General features: G+C 46.6%; 17 protein-coding genes and 1 tRNA gene. 11 read left to right on the forward strand and 7 right to left on the reverse strand.

The genetic code is table 11. The features are described from left to right. Positions 1–220: 220 nt before the first annotated feature. Positions 221–2,365: an elongation factor G gene (gene fusA, locus ACMXI2_RS24005; protein WP_483778531.1), complete on the reverse strand. Its 2,145-nt coding sequence runs from the start codon at positions 2,363–2,365 to the stop codon at positions 221–223. A 473-nt stretch (positions 2,366–2,838) separates the two neighbouring features. Between fusA and ACMXI2_RS24010 the strand changes: the two genes are divergently transcribed. From ACMXI2_RS24010 to ACMXI2_RS24025, 4 genes are read left to right on the forward strand one after another with little or no spacing between them, the layout of a single operon-like run. Further along, positions 2,839–3,345 carry a T9SS type A sorting domain-containing protein gene (locus ACMXI2_RS24010; protein WP_483778532.1) on the forward strand — a complete coding sequence of 169 codons (507 nt, stop codon included), beginning with the start codon at positions 2,839–2,841 and terminating at the stop codon, positions 3,343–3,345. A gap of 33 nt (positions 3,346–3,378) precedes the next feature. Beyond that, on the forward strand, positions 3,379–4,560 hold the full coding sequence (gene porV, locus ACMXI2_RS24015; RefSeq protein ID WP_483778533.1) for a type IX secretion system outer membrane channel protein PorV: 1,182 nt from the start codon (positions 3,379–3,381) through the stop codon (positions 4,558–4,560). Positions 4,561–4,582: 22 nt separating this feature from the next. Next, positions 4,583–5,005: a hypothetical protein gene (locus ACMXI2_RS24020; protein WP_483778534.1), complete on the forward strand. Its 423-nt coding sequence runs from the start codon at positions 4,583–4,585 to the stop codon at positions 5,003–5,005. A gap of 32 nt (positions 5,006–5,037) precedes the next feature. Next, positions 5,038–8,061 carry a beta strand repeat-containing protein gene (locus ACMXI2_RS24025; RefSeq protein WP_483778535.1) on the forward strand — a complete coding sequence of 1,008 codons (3,024 nt, stop codon included), beginning with the start codon at positions 5,038–5,040 and terminating at the stop codon, positions 8,059–8,061. A gap of 180 nt (positions 8,062–8,241) precedes the next feature. Here the strand turns inward: ACMXI2_RS24025 and rpsG are convergent, their stop codons facing one another. From rpsG to ACMXI2_RS24040, 3 genes are all read right to left on the reverse strand, one after another. Then, positions 8,242–8,709, reverse strand: coding sequence for a 30S ribosomal protein S7 (gene rpsG, locus ACMXI2_RS24030; protein ID WP_079470783.1), 468 nt, complete (start codon positions 8,707–8,709; stop codon positions 8,242–8,244). Between the two features lie 29 nt (positions 8,710–8,738). Next, positions 8,739–9,119, reverse strand: a complete 381-nt coding sequence (gene rpsL, locus ACMXI2_RS24035) for a 30S ribosomal protein S12 (RefSeq protein WP_012789278.1) — start codon at positions 9,117–9,119, stop codon at positions 8,739–8,741. 288 nt (positions 9,120–9,407) lie between these two features. Then, on the reverse strand, positions 9,408–10,508 hold the full coding sequence (locus tag ACMXI2_RS24040) for a branched-chain amino acid aminotransferase (protein WP_483778536.1): 1,101 nt from the start codon (positions 10,506–10,508) through the stop codon (positions 9,408–9,410). A gap of 132 nt (positions 10,509–10,640) precedes the next feature. On the opposite strand from ACMXI2_RS24040, the gene ACMXI2_RS24045 reads away from it, so the two are divergent. From ACMXI2_RS24045 to ACMXI2_RS24060, 4 genes are read left to right on the forward strand one after another with little or no spacing between them, the layout of a single operon-like run. Beyond that, positions 10,641–11,138, forward strand: a complete 498-nt coding sequence (locus ACMXI2_RS24045; protein WP_336389111.1) for a hypothetical protein — start codon at positions 10,641–10,643, stop codon at positions 11,136–11,138. Between the two features lie 17 nt (positions 11,139–11,155). Continuing rightward, a complete protein-coding gene (rdgB, locus tag ACMXI2_RS24050; protein ID WP_483778537.1) occupies positions 11,156–11,740 on the forward strand; it encodes an RdgB/HAM1 family non-canonical purine NTP pyrophosphatase in 585 nt (194 codons plus the stop codon). A gap of 20 nt (positions 11,741–11,760) precedes the next feature. Further along, positions 11,761–12,201: an acyl-CoA thioesterase gene (locus ACMXI2_RS24055; RefSeq protein WP_483778538.1), complete on the forward strand. Its 441-nt coding sequence runs from the start codon at positions 11,761–11,763 to the stop codon at positions 12,199–12,201. A gap of 12 nt (positions 12,202–12,213) precedes the next feature. Next, positions 12,214–12,804, forward strand: a complete 591-nt coding sequence (locus ACMXI2_RS24060) for a nitroreductase family protein (RefSeq protein WP_483778539.1) — start codon at positions 12,214–12,216, stop codon at positions 12,802–12,804. Between the two features lie 45 nt (positions 12,805–12,849). Here the strand turns inward: ACMXI2_RS24060 and ACMXI2_RS24065 are convergent, their stop codons facing one another. Beyond that, positions 12,850–14,415, reverse strand: a complete 1,566-nt coding sequence (locus tag ACMXI2_RS24065) for a glycerol-3-phosphate dehydrogenase/oxidase (protein WP_483778540.1) — start codon at positions 14,413–14,415, stop codon at positions 12,850–12,852. 180 nt (positions 14,416–14,595) lie between these two features. Here ACMXI2_RS24065 and ACMXI2_RS24070 point away from each other — a divergent pair, with 180 nt between their 5' ends. From ACMXI2_RS24070 to ACMXI2_RS24080, 3 genes are all read left to right on the forward strand, one after another. Further along, positions 14,596–17,130 (forward strand): mechanosensitive ion channel family protein, encoded by a 2,535-nt coding sequence (locus tag ACMXI2_RS24070; RefSeq protein WP_483778541.1) that lies wholly within the window; start codon positions 14,596–14,598, stop codon positions 17,128–17,130. Positions 17,131–17,254: 124 nt separating this feature from the next. Next, positions 17,255–17,328 (forward strand) — tRNA-Met (locus ACMXI2_RS24075). Between the two features lie 198 nt (positions 17,329–17,526). Further along, positions 17,527–18,000, forward strand: coding sequence for a DUF6265 family protein (locus ACMXI2_RS24080; protein ID WP_483778542.1), 474 nt, complete (start codon positions 17,527–17,529; stop codon positions 17,998–18,000). A 287-nt stretch (positions 18,001–18,287) separates the two neighbouring features. Here ACMXI2_RS24080 and ACMXI2_RS24085 read toward each other — a convergent pair whose 3' ends face one another. Both ACMXI2_RS24085 and ACMXI2_RS24090 read right to left on the reverse strand, forming a co-directional pair. Then, positions 18,288–19,778, reverse strand: coding sequence for an STN domain-containing protein (locus ACMXI2_RS24085; protein ID WP_483778543.1), 1,491 nt, complete (start codon positions 19,776–19,778; stop codon positions 18,288–18,290). Positions 19,779–20,041: 263 nt separating this feature from the next. After that, positions 20,042–21,247, reverse strand: coding sequence for a FecR family protein (locus tag ACMXI2_RS24090; RefSeq protein ID WP_483778544.1), 1,206 nt, complete (start codon positions 21,245–21,247; stop codon positions 20,042–20,044). Between the last annotated feature and the right edge of the window lie 44 nt (positions 21,248–21,291).

A 21,291-nucleotide genomic window follows, 5' to 3' on the forward strand; every position in this document is an offset into this window, starting at 1 on the left:
CTCCCTCTATCACCAGGAGTAAATAATTAAAAAAGGTCCTGTAAAACAGGACCCTGGCAGTTAGCAAAAAGTAAATTGCAGTTGTAGGTTATTGTTATTGTAAAATATCGAATATTCTCTTCATGGCAATAGCATGTTCATGTCAGTTAGTGCCATAAAAAGCGGAAAGGTTGTTCCGCTTGGGCAGAACAACCTTTCCGGTATAATTAAGAAGCTATGATTAAGCGTTTACTTTGCCTTTCACTTTAGCTACCACTTCTTCAGCTACGTTGTTCGGAGCCGGAGCGTAGTGGGAGAATTCCATGATAGAGCTTGCGCGGCCGGAAGACAGGGAACGCAGCTGGGTTACGTAACCGAACATTTCGCTCAGCGGAACTTTTGCTTTGATTACCTGAACACCGTTTTTAGAGTCCATACCTTCCAGCATACCACGACGACGGTTCAGATCACCTGTAACATCACCCATGTATTGGTCCGGAGTAAGTACTTCCACTTTCATGATTGGCTCCAGCAATACTGGTTTAGCTTTGCGGGCAGCTTCACGGAAAGCAGATTTAGCGCACAATTCAAATGACATCGCATCAGAATCCACCTGGTGGTAAGAACCGTCGAACAGACGAACTCTCAGGTTCACCAGCGGGAAGTTTGCGAGTACGCCCTGGTTGAGGGATTGTTCGAAACCTTTCTGAACTGCAGGAATGAATTCTTTAGGGATGGAACCACCAAAGATATCATTGATGAACTGGAAGGATTTACCTTCATTTTCTTTCAGCCATTCTGCATCGGCAGGTCCGATTTCGATCTGGATATCCGCGAACTTACCACGACCACCGGTTTGTTTCTTGAATACCTCGCGGTGTTCAACTTTGGTAGTCAGCGCTTCTTTGTAAGCAACTTGCGGCGCACCCTGGTTAACTTCTACCTTGAATTCACGACGCATACGGTCAACGATGATTTCGAGGTGGAGTTCACCCATACCAGAGAGGATAGTCTGACCGGTTTCTTCGTCAGTTTTAGCTCTCAGGGTAGGATCCTCTTCTACCAGTTTAGAGATAGCCAGACCCATTTTATCAACGTCTGCCTGAGTTTTAGGCTCGATGGCGATGTGGATAACCGGTTCAGGGAAAGTCATTGATTCCAGGATAATCGGTGATTTTTCGTCACACAGGGTATCACCGGTTTTGATATCTTTAAAACCAACAGCAGCACCGATATCACCGGCTTCGATGAAATCGATCGGGTTCTGCTTGTTAGCGTGCATCTGCATGATACGGCTGATACGTTCGTTTTTGCCGGTACGGGTATTGAGTACATAAGAACCCGCATCCAGGTGACCGGAATAAACCCGGAAGAACGCCAGACGGCCTACGAAAGGATCGGTTGCGATTTTGAAAGCCAGGGCAGACAGCGGAGCCTTTGCATCTGGTTTACGTTCAATTTCTTCACCGGTGTCAGGGTTGGTACCTTTTACCGCTTCAACATCCATTGGAGAAGGCAGATAACGGCAAACCGCATCCAGCATTTTCTGAACACCTTTGTTTTTGAAAGAGGAACCGCACATCATCGGGATGATAGCGATATCGATAGTAGCCTTACGGATAGCTTCGTGGATCTCATCTTCAGAGATTGAATTCGGATCTTCGAAGAATTTCTCCATCAGTTTGTCATCGTATTCAGCAACTGCTTCTACAAGTTTAGCTCTCCACTCTTCTGCTTCTGCCACCATATCTTCCGGAATAGGAATTTCCTGGTAAGTAGCACCTTTACCTTCTTCGTCCCAGATAATACCTTTCATGGTAATCAGGTCTACCACACCTTTGAAGCTATCTTCAGCTCCGATTGGTAAAGTTAAAGGTACAGGGTTCGCGCCCAGCATTTCTTTAACCTGTTTAACCACGTTCAGGAAGTCTGCGCCGGAACGGTCCATTTTATTAACGAAACCGATACGGGGTACACGGTAGCGGTTAGCCTGGCGCCAAACGGTTTCAGACTGAGGTTCAACACCGGATACAGCGCAGAACAATGCCACCAGACCATCCAGTACACGGAGGGAACGCTCTACCTCTACGGTAAAGTCCACGTGGCCCGGAGTATCGATGATATTGAATTTATATTGTTTGGTATCAGGTAAGGCTTTACCTTGTAAGGTTGGAAAATTCCAGAAACAAGTGGTTGCCGCAGATGTGATGGTAATACCTCTTTCCTGCTCCTGTGCCATCCAGTCCATTGTAGCAGCACCCTCGTGCACTTCTCCAATTTTGTGGGATTTACCTGTATAATACAGGATACGTTCTGTGGTAGTGGTTTTACCCGCATCGATGTGCGCCGCAATACCAAAGTTCCTTTGAAATTTTAAGTCTGCCATAATATTAAAGTGACTAAATAATGCAATTTGGGGGGCAAAGGTAACTTATTTTTGACAATAAATAAAATGACCTTCTTTTCCAAATTGTTATTTCTTTTAAACAAACGCGGGCATTATTCACATTAAATTTAATAACGATAAATAGTCCCGCGAAAACCAGTTTTTAGACGGTAGCGACCACTTGTTTATCAAATCCAACCAAAAGTGAAATTTCCGTTTTCCGGGTGCCATAATTCTGTCATATTCGTGGTAAGTTATAAAATCGGATATACCCTTGAAGAAGAATGCTGATAAAAACAGCGCAAAAGTAAGAATTGAAAAATCGGTTTCCTCCTAAATTGAAAAACAATATGAAGTAAAAATTACTCAACGCGCTTGTATAACAGGCTGATACCTTATTTACTATTGTAGCCCTCCGTGTCCCGGCGCTGTAGCGGTTCCAGAATACTTATTTACTTATAACCATACATAATATGAGAACAATTGTACTCAGATGCACTTATGCACTGTTATTACTGGTGTGTGCCTGCATTTCATCCTCCGCCCAGGTAGCGCTTAAACGACAGGTAGTTGCCAGCACAGGTGGTTCTGCCGTAATCCAGAACATCCAGTTCCAGTATACCGTAGGAGAACCCATTATTTTACCCGTCACAGATGGCAGGGTGTTGCTCACACAGGGATTCCAGCAACCAGAAGATTTTACAAAGCTGACACCAGGCGTAAACCCGGTGAAGAGCTACATGCTGTTCCCCAATCCTGCTATTACCAATACCAGAATTGTGTTTGACCTGCTGTCGAAAGTGAGCGTAACGCTTGAACTGATCAACCCCGCCGGACAGGTGATACATCATCAGTTCCTGGAAATGGGCCCAGGTAAAAGCACAGTGGTATTGCCTGTGAACCATTTTGCCGCAGGTATTTATACCGTTATGCTGAATGTAAGCGGGAATGTATTCTTTGAGAAACTTATTGTGCAATAACACTACACAATCACCTTTTAACCAGATGACATCATGAAATACGGTTATACAATTGTACTTCTTGCAGGTATACTGACAACCAGTATGCAGCTGTTGGCACAAAAAAACACCCAGAAACCTCCGAATATCGGCGCCAGCTTTCTGCTGGTAAACCCCGATGCCAGGAGCAGCGGCACCGGGGATGCAGCAATCGGCTTGTCGCCGGATGCCAACTCCCTGTTTTCAAACGCTGCAAAAATAGTGTTTGCGGGCGACTGGGGCGTGAGCGCCAACTACTCCCCCTGGATGTGGGAGCTGAATAATAATAAGTCCAATATGGCTTATGTATCCGGCTACAAAACATGGAATGGAACAGAAGGCGTAGGACTTTCCATGAAATACTTCAATTATGGCTCCGTTACTTTCCGGGATGATAACGGAACCGTGCTGCAGGACTACAACCCCAAAGAATTTGCGATAGATGGCGCTTATGCCAGGAAACTGGGAAACCATACATCGCTGGCACTCTCCATCCGGTATGTACGCAGCCAGCTGGGACAGGGTTCCTACAATAATATTCAGCAGAAACCCGCATCGGCTGTTGCCGGCGACATCGCCTATTACTACCAGAACAGTGTGGACAAGCTGGATTTCGGCAACCGCTACTGCTTTGGTGTAAGTATTACCAACATCGGCACGAAGCTGCAATACTCAGATGACAACAACAGGAAGAGTTTTCTGCCGATGAACCTCCGTATCGGTGGCGGCTATACGTTTGTGCATACTCACGAACATGAATTTACCCTTTCCGTAGACATCAACAAAGTACTGGTCCCCACTCCCCCGCTGTATGCCCTGGATTCCAATGGCATGGAAACAAGCCAGATCCTGAAAGGAAAAGATCCTGACCGTGGCGTAGTGGAAGCAATGTTCTCCTCCTTTGGCGACGCGCCTGACGGCTTCCATGAAGAGTTACGGGAATTCACGATTGGATCCGGTATTGAATACGCTTACAGGCAGGCATTTTTTGTACGTGCCGGGTATTTCTACGAGCATCCGAATAAAGGCTACCGGCAGCATTTTTCCGCAGGGCTGGGCGTACGTGTATCAAATCTTGCGCTGGACATCGCCTATCAGCTTCCTACCGGAGAAAGTTTAATACAGAAAAGGACCCTGAAATTCTCGCTGGTCTATAATATAGGCGGAGCACGGGACGAGGCAATTCAACAACCGTAATTCATCTACTAAAATATCCAACATGAAAAACGAATCTATAACACCCAATAATATGAAGTCACTGCTCATACTTGCATTTCTTTTGTTTGCCGGATTCATGCCCGGCGTTTTTGCACAGGAATCTGTAAAGCCGGATAACACCGGCGGTAATACCGGAAGAGTAAGAGACATGCTTTTCCCTACTTTTCAGAAAGATCTTGCGGATCTGAACCTGAGATCAGCTTTCCCGGCAGCCGACCGTGCTGTAGTTTCAAAAGACACTAAATCACGTCTTTTTACCAACTACCAGGCGCCGCGCAGTAATGCTGCACCCAAACTCCGTGTTTCCAAAACCAAACCTCTCCCTTCCGATAGCGCCGCAGTTGCCGCACCGGGTAACCAGGCCCGTAAAGCAGTGGTACCTATACCCAGCCAGAACGGCGGAACATCACCTAAAAAGAATTAAGCGCATCGTAAACTATCACAAAAATGACTATTATGAAAAAGATATGCTACCTGACCTTTCTCCTGTTGACGGTATCATTTCATATTGTATGGGCTCAAAGCGGATTAACCGGCACCAACTACCAGGCGGTGGCCCGCAATACAAATGGGACAGTACTCAGCAACCAGGCCTTAACGGTGCGTTTTTCTATTTTGGGAGGTTCTGCAGCAGGACCTGTACAATACCAGGAAACACATAGTACCTCCACCAATACAGTGGGATTATTCACTTTACAGATTGGTAAAGGAACTCCCTTAACAGGCACGTACAGCGGGGTTCCCTGGGCGAATGCCAATCAATATTTAAAAGTAGAAGTATCTATAAACGGCGGCAACTTCAGTGAGCTGGGTACCTCCCAGTTAATGAGTGTACCGTACGCACTGTTTGCGGCCAATGGCACTCCCGGTCCGGCCGGACCAGCAGGAGCCGCAGGCCCGCAGGGAGCGAAAGGCGATCCCGGTGCAGCTGGACCGGTTGGACCGGTTGGACCGGCGGGAGCTGTAGGTCCGCAGGGAGCAAAAGGCGATCCCGGCGTAGCTGGCCCGGTTGGACCGGCGGGACCGGCGGGAGCTGTAGGTCCGCAGGGAGCAAAAGGCGATCCCGGCGTAGCTGGCCCGGTTGGACCGGCGGGAGCGGTAGGACCAGCCGGCCCGCAAGGTGATCCGGGTGTTGCAGGACCACAGGGTATTCAGGGTGTAGCAGGTCCAGTTGGCCCAATCGGCCCTGCCGGTCCGGTGGGTCCTGCAGGTGATATTAACGGCGTAGCTGCAGGTGGCGATCTTTCCGGCACCTATCCTAACCCGGTTGTACAGGCCCTGCAGGGCAAGGCGGTGAGCAATGTGGCGCCTGCGGCAGGACAAATTCTCAAATTTGATGGTGCACAATGGGTAGCAGGCGCCCCTCCGGGAGGTGGTTTAACCCTTCCATTTATAGCCACAGAAAATAATGCATCCACACTTTTCAGCATTACCAATGATGGCGACGGCACGTCCCTGGAAGGAGTTAACAATACCGCCACCAGTAGTATTGCTGCTGTCAGGGGGATTGTTTCTTCCGCTTCACCGGGTGGATTTTCCAGTGGGGTAAGGGGGATAAATAACGGTACCGGCGGTTTGGGCGTAGGTGTATGGGGCTCCCAGGCAGGTTCAGGCTGGGGCGTGTATGGCGTAACACCAAATGGGCTTGGCGTATACGGCAATAGCAGTGCCGGCGGTACCGGCGTATATGCCAACAGTAATACAGGTACCGGGTTAACTGCTACCAGTAATAACGGTATTGCGGCGAGTATCTCCATTTTCAATAATGCCAATAACAATAGCGCTTTAAGTGCCAGTTCAGTTGGTAACGGTACCGTAGTTAATGTAACTACAAGCGGCAACGGAGCCGGGGTACGAAGCAGCACTGGCGCCGGCTTTGCAGTTCATGGTATTACCAGTGCGCAAACCTCTGCCGGTATTATAGGAGATAACAACGGAGCCGGTGAGGCGGTTGTTGGAAGGACCACCAGTGACATTGCGGGGGCCGTAGTTGGGCGGAACGATGGCGGCGGCTATGGTGTACGGGGTTTTGTTACCAGCAATGCTACGGGTACCTCAATAGGCGTATTGGGCCAGGTAGGTTTAAACAATGGCGCCGGAAGAGCCGGACGTTTTGAAAATCTTAATGCCACCAATACCACCGGAAATACCCTGGAAGTGGAAACCAATGGTAACGGTAATATACCGGATAATACGCAGGGTAATGCTGCTTCCTTCCTGGTAGATAACACCAATAGTGTGGCGGCCGCCGTAAGGGGCGAGGTAAAAACCATTTTCGGGAACTTTGGGGCAGCTGGTTTGTTTGGTATTTCCTCCGGCACCGGTGGATTTGCCGGCTTGTTTCATGCATCCAATGCTGCGGGAAATGGTGCAGCGCTGGTAGCTATAACCGACGGTAATGGTAACGCCATTACGGCCAATGCCAGCAAAAATGGCAACGGCGTAGAAACCAATATAGATGGAGCCGGTAATGCCCTGTACGCCTGGGTGCCCACTTTTGCCACCGGCCGGGCGGGCAGGTTTAATATTTTTAATGAATCCAATACCAGTGATGTTATTACAGTAAACACAGTGGGCAATGGTATTGCTGGTAATTTCAAGGTAGACAAGGTAACGGGCACGTCTCCAGCGGTAAAAGGAGAAGTAAACTCCCAATTCTCCAATTTTGGTACGGCGGGTATTTACGGAATCTCTTCCGGAACAGGCGGATTTGCCGGTTTGTTTCATGCGTCTAATCCTGCCGGAAACGGTCCTGCGCTGATTGCTATTGCGGATGGTAACGGCAATGGTATTACTGCCAATGCCAGCAATGGTGGCGATGGTGTGGAAGCCACCGCAGACGGTACGGGTAATGCCATTTATGCCTGGATTCCCAATTTCAGCAACGGGCGGTCGGCGCGTTTCGTCAACTACAACACTGCCAATACGAAAGAGGTTTTACTGGTAGAAACACACAGTACGGGTAACCTTGCCGTTTTTAAAAGTGGTAACCCGGGCACTGTAAACGTGGCCAGGATCAATAGTGCCGGAAGGGGTTTCTTTAATGGTGGTACACAAGCTTCCGGCGCGGATGTGGCGGAATCATTTGCAGTAGCCGGAGCGCGTATAGCTTATGAAGCCGGCGATGTACTGGTGATCTCCACCCATACAGACCGGATGGTGGAAAAATCATCTGAACCCTATTCTACCCTGGTAGCGGGGGTATTTGCCACTAAACCGGGTTTGTTGTTAACTGAAAAGGATATTGATGCGAATTTAGATGAAGAAGTACCAATGGGTGTGATAGGTGTAATACCTACCAAAGTTTGCAATGAGAATGGTGCTATCCGCCGCGGAGATCTGCTGGTTACTTCCAGCAGGGCAGGTTATGCGATGAAGGCGGATATTGATAAAGTAAAACCAGGCCAGGTACTTGGCAAGGCGCTGCAGGAATTCAGCGGTGCAGAAGGCAAGATCAATGTACTGGTGAGTGTAAAATAAGTGAGTCTGAAATAACGAAAGGCGGGCATCCTGGGATGTCCGCCTTTTTTATGCCGGTATCCCGGATAAATGCTGTAATACTTAACGCGCATGGTAGTCTCCGGGTATCAACACAAAAAGGCAAACAGCTCCAAAAGGAACTGTTTGCCAAATATATTGAGTTGCCTGTAAGGGCTATAACTAGATTCTGAAGTGAGAGAAAGCTTTGTTCGCTTCTGCCATACGGTGAGTATCTTCTTTCTTCTTGAACGCTGCGCCTTCACCTTTGCTTGCTGCTACGATTTCGTTTGCGAGCTTATCAGCCATGCTTTTACCGTTTCTTTCGCCGGCGAAGCGTACTAACCATTTGATGCTCAGGGATATCTTTCTGTCCGGACGAACTTCTGCAGGAATCTGGAAGGTAGCACCACCGATACGGCGGCTTCTAACTTCTACACCCGGAGTAACGTTAGCTAATGCTTTTCTCCAAACCTCGTAACCGTTTTCACCGGTCATCGTGCTTACCTTATCCACAGCATCGTAGAAAATTTTATAGGCAATGCTCTTTTTTCCTTGTTCCATTACGTTGTTAACAAAGCGGGTTACCAGCTTGTCATTGAACCGAGGATCCGGAGCCAGAGGCAATTTCTTTGCAGCTTGCTTTCTCATTTATTGAAAATTACGACTATTTATAATTATTATTTTTTAGCCTTTTCCTTTTTAGTACCATATTTGGAACGGCTCTGCTTTCTGTCTTTCACACCTGCAGTATCCAGGGAACCGCGAACGATGTGGTAACGAACACCTGGTAAATCTTTTACCCTTCCACCACGGATCAGTACGATAGAGTGCTCCTGCAAGTTGTGACCTTCACCAGGGATATAGGCAATCACCTCAACTTTGTTGGTTAAACGCACTTTCGCTACTTTACGCAGAGCGGAGTTCGGTTTCTTAGGCGTGGTAGTGTATACACGAGTACAAACGCCACGACGCTGAGGGCAGCTATCTAATGCCCTGGACTTAGACTTAGCCCGGATAATTTCTCTTCCTTTTCTTACTAATTGTTGTATAGTAGGCATTCTTTACCTAGTTTTTTTATGTCGGTTTACAATGACATCCAAATTCCCCACAAAGGGATTTTGGGACGGCAAAGGTAAAACTATATGTGTGAATAACAAAATTGTTTCGAAAATATTTTTGCCGGAATGATCTCCTGGATAAACAGGGAAAGGTCTTATTATTCTGGTAGCAGCTCAGGATTACCAAAAACCGGATTGCAAAGGTATGATATCCGTTAGAAACTACCATAAAAAAATAGGGCCTTTTTATCGGCCCTATTCTCATGATGATAATAATATATAAAACGCTTATTTCTTGTCTATTATGTAATTCCAGTGCCGGATATCGGTGGTGCGGCCGGTACGGATATCATCCAGCCGCTGGATTACTTCCGCTCCTACTTCATATTTGGTTGTATCCAGTTTGATTTTAGTATCAAGGTAATCGAGCTGTTCTACATAAGCAACGCTGGAGGCGGTGCCCGTACCAAATACTTCGCGGAGGGTGCCATTATTATAGGCAGTTACCACTTCGTCGATGGAGATAGGTCTTTCTTCCACTTTAAGTCCCATGTCCGCCAGCACATCCATTACGCTGGCGCGGGTTACGCCTTCGAGGATGGTGCCCTGGGTGAGATCCGGTGTAATGGCCGTATTGCCGATGATGACGAAAACGTTCATGGTACCGCATTCCTGCAGGTATTTATGTTCGTAGCCATCTACCCAGAGGATCTGGTCGTAGCCCTGTTTCTTTGCCTGCATAGTGGGGTACATGGTACCGCCGTAATTGCCCGCAGCTTTGGCGAAACCAACGCCGCCGGGAAAGGCGCGTACATATTTATCCTGCACCAGTAATTTGATGGGCTTATTAAAATAAGGGCCGGAAGGTGAGTTGATGATGGCAAACTTATAGGTATCAGACGGGCGGACCCCAATAAATTCGTCTGCCGCAATCATAAAAGGACGCAGGTAGAGGGAACAGCCTTCACCGGTGGGTACCCAGTTGCGGTCCAGGTCTATCATTAAATCCAATCCGCCTATAAACAACCACTCCGGTACCTGGGGCATCCCCATTCTTTCGGCAGAGGTGTTAAAGCGTTTATAGTTATCATATGGCCTGAAGATCATGGGATGACCTTCCGGATCTTTATAAGCTTTGATTCCTTCAAAGATGGCCTGCCCATAATGCCAGGCTGCATTTGAAGGACTTACAGACAGGTTCTGGAAAGGCAGTATCTCCGCATTTTTCCATTCTTTTCCATCGAAATCGGCCACCAGCATATGGTCGGCATACATTTTACCAAATGCCAGGTTGTTGAAATCAACCTCACTCAGCCTGCTTCGCGTAGTTTTGGTGATTTTAATCTTCTGAAGTGCCTCTTCCTTAACTGTTGATTTATCTACCATCATGGTTAATCGATTTTATCTCAATATTTTTACATTTTAATCGCTCTGCCACCGGAACCCTATCGGAACCGGCAGTGCAAATAAACTGATTTTTCCCCAGAGGGGGTTTTCACATTAAACTAAACGATAATAAATATGTCGCTTGAGCAAACCCAACTTGATCCGTACTTTCTGGCTAAAATCTTTACCCAGCCAATCATTCCCGGGAAAAGCATGCCGGCTGAGGCCGTAGAAAAAGTGGCGCCCAAAGTCAAATATTTAGGAGAAAATCAAAAAAACATTGCGCTCTTCATACAAAACGAAAACGAAGCGTACTTAAACGAAGAATTATTCAACCTCCTCACTAATATATTAAATGCCTGTAAACTGGGAATGCAGGATGTATCACTTATTAACGTGATCCACTACCCTTCCCTTGCATTTCCCGATTGGCAGGCTGCCGTGAAGATAGAACGGAGCGTTGTATTTGGGATTGCACCAGAACAACTTGGGTTAAATGACATACCACTGTATCAGCTGGTAACTGTAAACGGTACCACGTTGCTGTTTTCCGATGAGCTATCCCTGATAGGCAGCGATAAAGTACTGAAAGCCAGGCTATGGGCCGGGTTAAAACAATTATTAGGCATTTAAATTGCTTTTCCAATCATATGAAATTGATATTCGCTACCAATAACCAAAACAAAGTAAAAGAGTTCCGGTCGTTGCTGGGCAACCAGTTTGAGATCGCCACCCTGCAGGAAGCCGGTATTGATATAGACATCCCGGAACCACACGATACTCTCGAAGCCAATGCCACCGAAAAGTCGGCCACCATTCACCGGATCACCGGGGAAAACTGTTTTGCCGAAGATACCGGCCTGGAAATAGCAGCCCTCAACGGCGCGCCGGGTGTTTTATCTGCCCGCTACGCCGGGGAGCAGAAAGAAGCCGCCGACAACATCGCCAAAGTATTACGGGAACTGGAAGGCCAGCCCAACCGCAGCGCGCAGTTCCGCACCGTTATTTCCCTGATACTGGATGGTAAGGAACACCAGTTTGAAGGAGTGAGCAAAGGCCATATTACCACATCCGTTAAAGGAGAAAAGGGATTTGGTTATGATCCGGTTTTTGTTCCCGAAGGCGAAACACGCGCCTTTGCAGAAATGGATCTCACGGAAAAAAACAGGTACAGTCACCGGGCCCGGGCCTTTGAAAAATTTGTGGCTTTCCTGAAACAAACAACAAACGTTTAGCATCTCCCTAAAAAATAACTATGGCAAGAGTCAAGATAGATTTACCTGCAACATTCCCCTTCAGCGTACAAATTCCTGTACGGATCAGGGATATTAACTATGGCAACCACGTAGGCAATGATGCCATCCTGTCTATTATACATGAAGCCAGGATACAGTTCCTCGGCAACCTCGGTTATAAAGAGCTGGATCATGAAGCCGGCGCCGGATTCATTATGGCCGATGTGGCCATTGCTTACAAAGGGGAAGGATTTTATGGAGATATATTTGATATTGCCGTTGCGGCGGGTGAATTTAATGCCCTGGGATTTGAATTGTTTTATCTCATCACTACTAACCGTAACGGACAAACGATTACCATCGCCGAAGCGAAAACCGGTATGATATGCTTTGATTATAAGGCACATAAAATAGCAAAACTGCCGGCCGATATGAAGACACGCCTGGAAACAGGAAAATAAAACCAACAGATTATGGATCTAACAGCAACACCCACTGCAGTGGAACAGGTGATTACAGCACGCCGTACGGTGAAACCCACCAGCATGAACGGCCGGAAGATTGCAGATGAAACGGTACAACAACTGCTGCAGCTTGCCGACTGGGCCCCCACACACGGGTATACAGAACCCTGGTACTTTGTGGTGTACAGCGGTGATAAAGTGCAGCAGTTTTGTGCAGATCATGCGGATATGTACAAACAGCATACCCCTGCCGACAAATATATTCCGGGCAATTACGATAAACTGAAAACACAAGGTAACCTGGCATCGCATGTACTGGCGATTTGTATGAAACGCGGGAACAATCCGAAGATCCCGGCGCTGGAGGAAATTGCCGCAGTATCATGCGCAGTGGAAAATATCTGGCTGGGCGCTACAGCCCTCGGTATTGCCGCCTACTGGGGTTCCGGCGGGATGACCTACCACCCTGCCATGCAGGAATATTTTGGTTTGGGAGAAGAAGACCTGGTACTGGGCTTCTTTTATATGGGTTATACAAACGAGCCTGCGCAGGCGGGAAGAAGAATGAAACCGTTTAATGAGAAGTTCAAATGGATGTAATTTTATAAGAAGATGAGGACCTGTTGATCCCCATCTTCTTATAAATTATTCTAACAGATACCCATTCACTTCGGCTGCAAAGCTGCTGATCTGTGTAGCTACCCAATGTTCATCTTTATGTAATTCTTCCGCCATAATGCGGGCTACGGCAGGGGCTATACGCAGTGCTTCCTTTGCATCGAGGAACAGCAGGCGCGTACGGCGGGCCAGAAAATCTTCAATGTTGCGGGCCATCTCCTCTTTCACGGCCCATACCACCTGCGCTTTAATGATATGATATTCCCGGCTCAGCTCCTCCTGCAAATCCGGCTGACGCGCCACCATCTGGTGCAGGTGCAATACGTCGCTGCCATAGAAATACCACGGATCTTCCCAGTTGACCTTATTGGTGGCGCCATGAATTTTCAGGCGAGGGGTGGCGGAGATGGTTTCCTTCCACTTCAACACCGTTTCCAGCTTATGTATTACATCCTCTGCCATCCTGCGATAGGTGGTCCACTTACCACCGATAATGGTAATAAGATTTGATTCAGACACAATTATTTTATGGCTGCGTGAGATTTCTTTTGTTTTATGTCCTTTCACTTTGGCGGCGAGCGGGCGAAGACCGGCCCATACACTGCGTACATCAGACCGTTGCGGCGCCCTGGATAAATACTGGCCGGCCGTACGGAGAATGAAAGCAATTTCCTCCTCCAGCGCACGGGGTTCCAGGCTGATATGATTAACAGGGGTATCGGTAGTGCCCATCACCACTTTATTATGCCAGGGAACAATAAACAGCACCCTTCCATCGCTGGTAGACGGAATCATCAGGGCGTTGTGGCCCGGCAGGAAATCGCTGTCGAGTACCAGGTGTACACCCTGACTGGCTGCAATAGATTTTGGCGCCGCCGGGTTATCCATTTCCAGCACATCATCTGCAAATACGCCGGTAGCGTTGATCACCGCGCGGGTATTGAGATATATTTCTTCTCCGCCGCCCAGGGTATCCTTCACTGTTAGTCCGCTGATATTTCCAAAGCCATCTTTTCGTAAACCGGTAACCTTCATATAATTCAGCACCGTACCGCCATTATCTGAAATGGACTGTGCCAGGTTGATGGCCAGGCGTGAATCATCAAATTGTCCGTCGTGATACAGCACGCCACCGACGAGGTGGTCCTGCTTCAGCGTAGACAGCCGCGCCAGGGTAGCTGATCTGGAAATATGCACCGACTTACCGAGACTGAGCCGGCCTGCCAGACAGTCGTACATTTTGAGGCCAATAGTATATTTCAGATTCTCCCAGAAATTAAAAGTAGGAATAACAAAAGCCAGGTTACGTACCAGGTGCGGGGCATTGGCAGCCAGCAATCCGCGTTCCACGCTGGCCTCCCTTACCAGCGATATATCGCCCTGCGCGAGATAACGTACGCCTCCATGTACCAGCTTCGTGCTTTTACTGGAAGTGGATTTTGCAAAATCCACCTGCTCCAGCAACAAAGTTCTGTACCCCCGTGTTACCGCTTCCAGGGCGGCGCCGAGGCCGGTAGCCCCTCCACCAATCACTATTATGTCCCAGGGTTCGAGATCCTTTCTTAATGAGGCAACGAGCATTTCTCTGTTCATAAGCTAGTTTTCATTGGTCTGCCAATCCTATACAAAATACTGAGGAATCGGATACCGGACAAATCAAAGCAGCTGATTCCAGAAAACTTAACGGCCGGGAGGGTTAAAAGTTTTAAATTCAGGAACATTTAGGCATTAAAAATGTTCCTGAATAGAGATCATTCAACTTTATAGCTTCGTATGTTTACCAGGATTCAACTCAATTACAGATATTTTCTGCAGCTGCTGATACTTACGGTTGTTATTACCGGCAGTTACAACGCCGCGGCACAGGGCAGCAAGCGAAAACCAAAATCCGATACCATTCACATGGTAGCTGTTGACAGCGCCACCATCAGCAAGAATATCCAGGCCCTGTCCAAAGATACCAGCCGGGTAAAAAAATCGGACACGTCTGTATCCATCCTGATCAACCGTATTGAGAGCTACACCCTGACGCTGAACGATCTTATGAGTTCCCTCCGCCGCGGATTTGATACCTCCCGTATCAGCGACGGACTGCCGCTGACAGATACGTCCCTCGCACTGATAAAATACAATATTGCCAGTTTGGGCCGCACCCCCAACATCAACGATATATACACCAACAAAGTAATGCTGGAGCAGTTGCAACGCAAACTCACCTCCTGGCAGACAGCCCTCTTTTCTTACTATGATAAGCTGATAAACATTAATGACACCATCCACACGATCCGGGGCGATACCGCCATGCGCAATATTCCTTCCGAAGATGAGCTGTACGGCTTCTATGTAGGCCAGGTAACCAACCTGATTCTTAAATTCCGCTCGGTAGACAGTGCCAATAAGGCCAGTCTTATTAAGATAGGGCTGCTGCAAAACAGGGTGGCCAACCGGTATATTGAAGTCTCCAATCTTTATGAGGACATGGACTACCGCCTGAAGCAGTTTGCATCCAACATGTTTGTGCGCGACTACCGGTACCTGTGGAAGCCGCACCGCGACAGCATCAACCCTCTTGAGTTTTTCCCCGTACTGAAAAACTCGCTGCATAAAAGCACTAAGGTGTTAGCCATCTTCTTTTCCATACAATGGCCGATATTTTTTGTGTGGCTGTTGCTCGCCGTATTGTTTTCCTGGTGGGTATACAACAATATCAGGCGCATCCGGCATAACCACAACGAACAGGAAGGCGAAACTATCCTGCAACACGCCCGGTACCTCTACCGTTACCCCCTGGCCTGTACCGTAGTGCTGGTTGCCTCGTTATCGTCCGTACTATCTGTACGTTACCCTATTCTCTTTACAGAAATCACCTGGGGTTTAAATGTGATCGCACTGACCATTATCTTCCGCACACATCTCCCTAAAACATTATTCAGAAGCTGGCTGTTACTGATCGGCTTATTGTTTGTTTACAGTCTGAATAACCTGCTGATAGAAATTACTTATGCAGAACAATGGGGATTATTAATCGGCGCCATCCTCTCGCTCCTGCTGGGGAACCGCCTGTTGAAGGAGTCTTCTCTCACCACCTTTGCACAACCGAAATTTACCCGGCCGGTACTGATGCTATTTACGCTCACCAGCGCTTTTTCCCTGATCATGGTTATTTTAGCCAGGGTAGGTATCGCCAAAATTATGGGATCTACCGCAGTGGTAAGCGCAGTGATGGCCCTGAGCCTGTTTATACTCGTGAAGATACTGATGGAATCCGTTTACCTGCAGGTAGAAGCCAATAAAGATTCCAGCACATTCATATCTTTTATGGACTACCAGGAAGTGCAGAAAAAGCTGAAAACGTTTCTCACCATCCTGGCTTTTGTAGGATGGCTGGTGATCATATCCCGCTGCGTTTATTTGTATGATACCATCTATGATGTTATTGTCGATTTCCTTTCTTCCCCGCATAAGCTCGGCAATTCAGATTTCACTTTCAGCAGCATCATCATTTTTATACTGGTGATATGGGTAGCCACGGTCGCCTCACAACTGATTGCCTATATGTTTGGTAACACTGGTCAAAGTGCCAATCCCAATAAAAAAACAAAATTCGGTTCCGCCCTGTTGCTATTGCGGCTGGCCGTACTGGCCGGCGGCGTATTACTGGCTTTTGCTGCCTCCGGCATCCCGATGGATAAAATCACCATCATCATAGGCGCCCTCGGCGTAGGTATCGGTTTTGGTTTACAAAACGTGGTAAATAACCTCGTATCCGGCATCATCCTCGCTTTTGAAAAGCCGATAGAAGTTGGAGACGTGATAGAACTCGGACCCCGCTCCGGCGTTGTAAAAGAAATAGGTATCCGCTCCAGTAAGATCAGCGCCTACGACGGCTCCGAAGTAATTGTTCCCAATGGCGACCTGATATCGCAACAACTGATCAACTGGACCAGGGCCAACCGGAATAAAAGAATCACCTTTGCTCTTGGCGTTGGCTATGGAAGTAATATTGACCAGGTTACGGAGATTATTCAATCTGCCTTTACCGATCGCAAAGATGTGCTTACTATTCCGGCCCCATTCATACAGCTGACCGACTTCGGAGATAACGCAGTGAATTTCAAGGTGTACTTCTGGGTAGGCGACCTGGATAATGCAGGCAGGCTTCAAAATGAGGTGATGTCGTTCATTTACACGGCCCTTAATCAGGCAGGTATTGAAATCCCTTATCCACAGCGGGATTTGCATATCCGGTCAGTAGATGAATCGCTGTTAAAGAAATGGGATAAGCCTGCTCCGGGCGGCACGCTTTAAAAAAAATTATAAAAAAACGTTGGATTCATTTTGAATTTTCATTTTTAAGCCGTTATCTTTGCACTCCCGTTTTGGAGCAGCAGGCGCTACTGATAGTAGTTACAGCGATCCGGATGGAGAATAAGGCGAGGTAGCTCAGGTGGTTAGAGCGTTGGATTCATAACCCAAAGGTCTCGGGTTCAACTCCCGATCTCGCTACACGGAAATTTTAAAGGCTTTCAGCATTGCTGGAAGCCTTTTTGTTATCTGTATATAAGTTATTTTTTATTATCAGCTCTCTAACAACAAAACAACCCTAATTCTATTAGATGTTATTTGCCGGAATTGAAGCTTTCAGATTATCATTTTGGAATATTCACTCATCTTTTTATTAATTTGAATGTAATACGTGCAATTATGAATAATCTTAAAAGAATAGTTTTACTGACAGGCATTGGAATCTGTTTCTGTGTATATGGATTTGGTCAACAATTAGCCGATGTCAACTGGCTATTGGGAAGATGGGAGCAAAAAACGCCTAAAAGAACTATTTATGAAACCTGGATATTCAACAATGACTCCACCTATTCCGGCAAAAGTTACCTATTAAATGAAAAGGATACGATTGTTTTAGAGACTGTCTGTCTGCTACAGAAAAAAGGCACTTTATACTACATTCCGACGGTAACTAATCAAAATAATAGTATGCCGGTGTCTTTTAAACTAACATTCGCTTCAGGTAATAAATTAGTTTTTGAGAATCCTGCACATGATTTCCCACAGAAAATAACTTACGCGCTTATTTCATCGGATTCTCTATTAGCTGAAATATCGGGTGCTTTAAATAATAAACAAGAAGTTCGGCGGTTCCCTATGAAAAAAGTTCATTAAGAAAATGCAGCTATGAGATATTCTGGTTCATAATATCATCAATATTATACTGAAATAAAGATATTGGCAAATCATAATAGCATTCAAATCTTGTAGTAATTGGTTAGATATTCCGCCACTTCTGGCTACGAATGGGAGATTCTCCCAAATTGCTTGAGGGCTGTTCTACAAAGAGCAGCCCTTTCTTATTTACATTCCTATAATTACACATTAAAGCAGGATGCAACAAAGGTGTTCTAAAGGATTTTTCCGTCAGTTAGCCGTGTGCATAGGATAAAATATTTCGCTTAATGTTTCATCCAACGCTTTTTATTGAAATTGAAATCCTGTCTGACATTCAACTTATACGAATTGTTCCGTTCACCTGGTGTGCTGCTTTGAATACCGGTATAGCTCAGCGATCCATAAAAACTGTAAATGTCGCCGCCCCCTGAAAGCGAGACCGTATGATTAGTTGAGGCTGCATTTCTGTAAAAAATACTGGAAATTTCACTCCTGTTATCGATGGCAGCCAGACTATCCAGCGCCTTATTCGCCTGCGCACCGGTGATTAGCCCGCGATACTCATCATATTGAATTTGCAGGTGCGGAGAAACCGGAGCAAAGACCTCTACTGCATTCCAGCTATAATAAGGCACAAATTGAGGAAAGATTTCCTTTGCGGTAGCAATAAAATCCCTGCTGTTCATTTTCGGGATATAGGACAGATCCGGTTTACCCTGGAAATTATAATAACCGTCGTAATCGACCCGTAATTTTTGTCCTGTTTTACCCTTTTTGGTAGTAATAACAATTACCCCGTTCGCCGCTTTTGCGCCCCAGATAGAAGCTGCGGAGGCATCTTTCAGAACAGTTATATCCGCAATATCCTGCGGATTGATGTTGGCGATGGGGTTAGAGGTGTTCATAATATTATTACGGGATGCATCACTGGTATTATCACCCGGTAATTCCACGCCGTCTACCACGATCAATGGCGACCTGGTAGAGTTGAGGGAAGTCAAACCCCGAACCAGTAACGGCTCTCCACCCGGTGCATTGTTTACCACCAGGCCGGGTACAAGCCCATCCAGTCTTTGGAGAATATTGGTAGTGCTGGATCTGCTGGCAACAGTGCCCATGTCCACTTTTGCTACTGCCCCCGTATTTCGTTCCCTGGTAATATTCTGATACCCCGTAGAAACAATTTCAATAGAGCCCAGCTTTTGTTCCGAAGGCACCAGAATAACCGAAATCATTTCTGAATCGTTCACCTTCACCTCTTTTTCATTGAATCCTATGAAGCTTATTATTAACACTGCGCCTTTTCCCGCTTCTATATGAAACATCCCCTTTTCATCGCTCACAGCTACTACCTGGCTACCTTTAATACGGATAGTAGCCCCGGGCAGAGGATTTTTATCAGAGTCGGTGATTGATCCCGACACCTTTGTTTTAGGCTCCGCAGCAGCAGATAAACTTCCATTTTTCCCTGATGCGTCAATATCTCTGCGCATCACTACCACATTACCCTGCTTCATCTCGAAAGCAAGTTTCTCCGGCTTCAAAATGGCGGTAAGGAAATCATCCAATGGCATCTGCTGTGCCTCAATAGTCACAGGATGCGCATTCTTAATATGTTCATCATTATAGAGAACAGTTACTCCCGTCTGTTTCTCAATAATTTTAAACACATTACGCAAAGGCTCTTTGTGTAGTTTGGCAGTGATAGATTGCGCCAATCCTATGGCTTGTGCCTGAACTAAGACGACAGTTAATAAAACAAATGTTAGTTTCATCGCGAACCGCATTTTGGTTGATACCGGACGGCAGGAGAAGCCACGACAGGCTAACCCTAGCCTCCACGGCTGGTTTAAAGCAGAAAAACGCATACTTTCTGAATAATTTTGGTTGGTTTCTATTGATCCCGAACAAGATGCTTTATTGGCATACCAAGTCATTACCGGAGAGACTCCCGGCATCTTTGGTTTTTTACCAAGCAGCCTGCTCAGTGCATTATTTTGTTATCAATGACACTTGCTGAATGGATAGTCAACAGCCATCAGGGAAGTATAATTAATGTCCTGTTTCCTTCCAGTTTGTAGTGAAGTCCCACCTTGCTCAGAAAATACAGAACATCGGTAAAGGGAAGGCTTCTCTTAACAGTACCGCCCAGCTGTACCTTCGGAATTGTTTGCTGATAAATTACTTCAATATCATACCACCTTGCAAGTTGCCGCATAGCCTCCTCCAACGGGACATCATCAAAGTCAAAGACACCATTTTTCCAGGCAACAACCGAAACTGCATTTACATCGTCAAAAACCTGGATAGGCCTGTTTCCGGTGGTTGTGAGCGCCTGTTGTCCGGGCTTAAGCAGTTTGTAGGCTGACCCTTTCATTGCGACCCGTATCGCTCCAGCCAGCAGCGTGGTTCGAACGGATTGCTCATTGTTATATGCATTCACGTTAAAACTTGTTCCGAGTACTTCAACAGAAGTTCCGCCGCTAACCTCTACCCTGAAAGGAATGGAAGGGTTTTGAGCTACTTCCATGTACACTTCTCCTGTAACACTAATAAGTCTTTCCTTACCCGTAAATACTACCGGGTATTTAATGGAACTTTCCGCGTTCAACCACACGCTGGTTCCATCTGATAACCTAAGCTGGAACTGCTTTCCCCTCGGAGTAGATATTGTATTATACTGAACTTCTGAACCTGTTCTTTCGTACTCAAATACCCCATTGGTAACTTTGGCAACTGTCCCTCCCTGTAATGTTATCCGGCCATTTTTAACAGTATCCAAAAGTACCTGTGATCCGTCTGATAAGGTAAGTAAAACGCTACTTTCCCCCTGTTGCCCATTTGTTATCGACTGCACAACACCAGTTGGCGTTTCCGCTTGTTTTTTGTGATATAAATAATAAATACCAACACCAATTATCAATGCCACAGAAGACGCTACAGCCCAACTCCATTTCCGTATGAACGAATTCCTGTGACCAACATGCATACCCTTCCCTGTTTCCTTATCAACAGGGAACTCTCTGCCAGGATAGCGATCCAGGATATTTTTGATCATCGTTTGCTGCTGAGCTTCACTAAAGAGGCCTTCATCCTGTATTTTTTCCCACATGTCCTCCAGTACAGGAATAATTTCCTGCTCAGTAGAAGCCGATTGCAACATATCAATAAGCTCCCGTCTTTCTGCTTCGGTAAACCGGTCATTTGACCACCGTTCCAATAGGTGCTGTAGTCTGCTATTCACAGTCAATCAATTTATCTCAACGGATATGATCCATCTTTATCTTA

The organism is Chitinophaga sp. G7 BAM 1005, assembly GCF_057126945.1.

Excerpts from the sequence above, each read along its gene's own strand:
- fusA (WP_483778531.1), bottom strand. The coding sequence starts at position 2,365 with ATGGCAGACTTAAAATTTCAAAGGAACTTTGGTATTGCGGCGCACATC.
- ACMXI2_RS24010 (WP_483778532.1), top strand. The coding sequence starts at position 2,839 with ATGAGAACAATTGTACTCAGATGCACTTATGCACTGTTATTACTGGTG.
- porV (WP_483778533.1), top strand. The coding sequence starts at position 3,379 with ATGAAATACGGTTATACAATTGTACTTCTTGCAGGTATACTGACAACC.
- ACMXI2_RS24020 (WP_483778534.1), top strand. The coding sequence starts at position 4,583 with ATGAAAAACGAATCTATAACACCCAATAATATGAAGTCACTGCTCATA.
- ACMXI2_RS24025 (WP_483778535.1), top strand. The coding sequence starts at position 5,038 with ATGAAAAAGATATGCTACCTGACCTTTCTCCTGTTGACGGTATCATTT.
- rpsG (WP_079470783.1), bottom strand. The coding sequence starts at position 8,709 with ATGAGAAAGCAAGCTGCAAAGAAATTGCCTCTGGCTCCGGATCCTCGG.
- rpsL (WP_012789278.1), bottom strand. The coding sequence starts at position 9,119 with ATGCCTACTATACAACAATTAGTAAGAAAAGGAAGAGAAATTATCCGG.
- ACMXI2_RS24040 (WP_483778536.1), bottom strand. The coding sequence starts at position 10,508 with ATGATGGTAGATAAATCAACAGTTAAGGAAGAGGCACTTCAGAAGATT.
- ACMXI2_RS24045 (WP_336389111.1), top strand. The coding sequence starts at position 10,641 with ATGTCGCTTGAGCAAACCCAACTTGATCCGTACTTTCTGGCTAAAATC.
- rdgB (WP_483778537.1), top strand. The coding sequence starts at position 11,156 with ATGAAATTGATATTCGCTACCAATAACCAAAACAAAGTAAAAGAGTTC.
- ACMXI2_RS24055 (WP_483778538.1), top strand. The coding sequence starts at position 11,761 with ATGGCAAGAGTCAAGATAGATTTACCTGCAACATTCCCCTTCAGCGTA.
- ACMXI2_RS24060 (WP_483778539.1), top strand. The coding sequence starts at position 12,214 with ATGGATCTAACAGCAACACCCACTGCAGTGGAACAGGTGATTACAGCA.
- ACMXI2_RS24065 (WP_483778540.1), bottom strand. The coding sequence starts at position 14,415 with ATGAACAGAGAAATGCTCGTTGCCTCATTAAGAAAGGATCTCGAACCC.
- ACMXI2_RS24070 (WP_483778541.1), top strand. The coding sequence starts at position 14,596 with ATGTTTACCAGGATTCAACTCAATTACAGATATTTTCTGCAGCTGCTG.
- ACMXI2_RS24080 (WP_483778542.1), top strand. The coding sequence starts at position 17,527 with ATGAATAATCTTAAAAGAATAGTTTTACTGACAGGCATTGGAATCTGT.
- ACMXI2_RS24085 (WP_483778543.1), bottom strand. The coding sequence starts at position 19,778 with ATGAAACTAACATTTGTTTTATTAACTGTCGTCTTAGTTCAGGCACAA.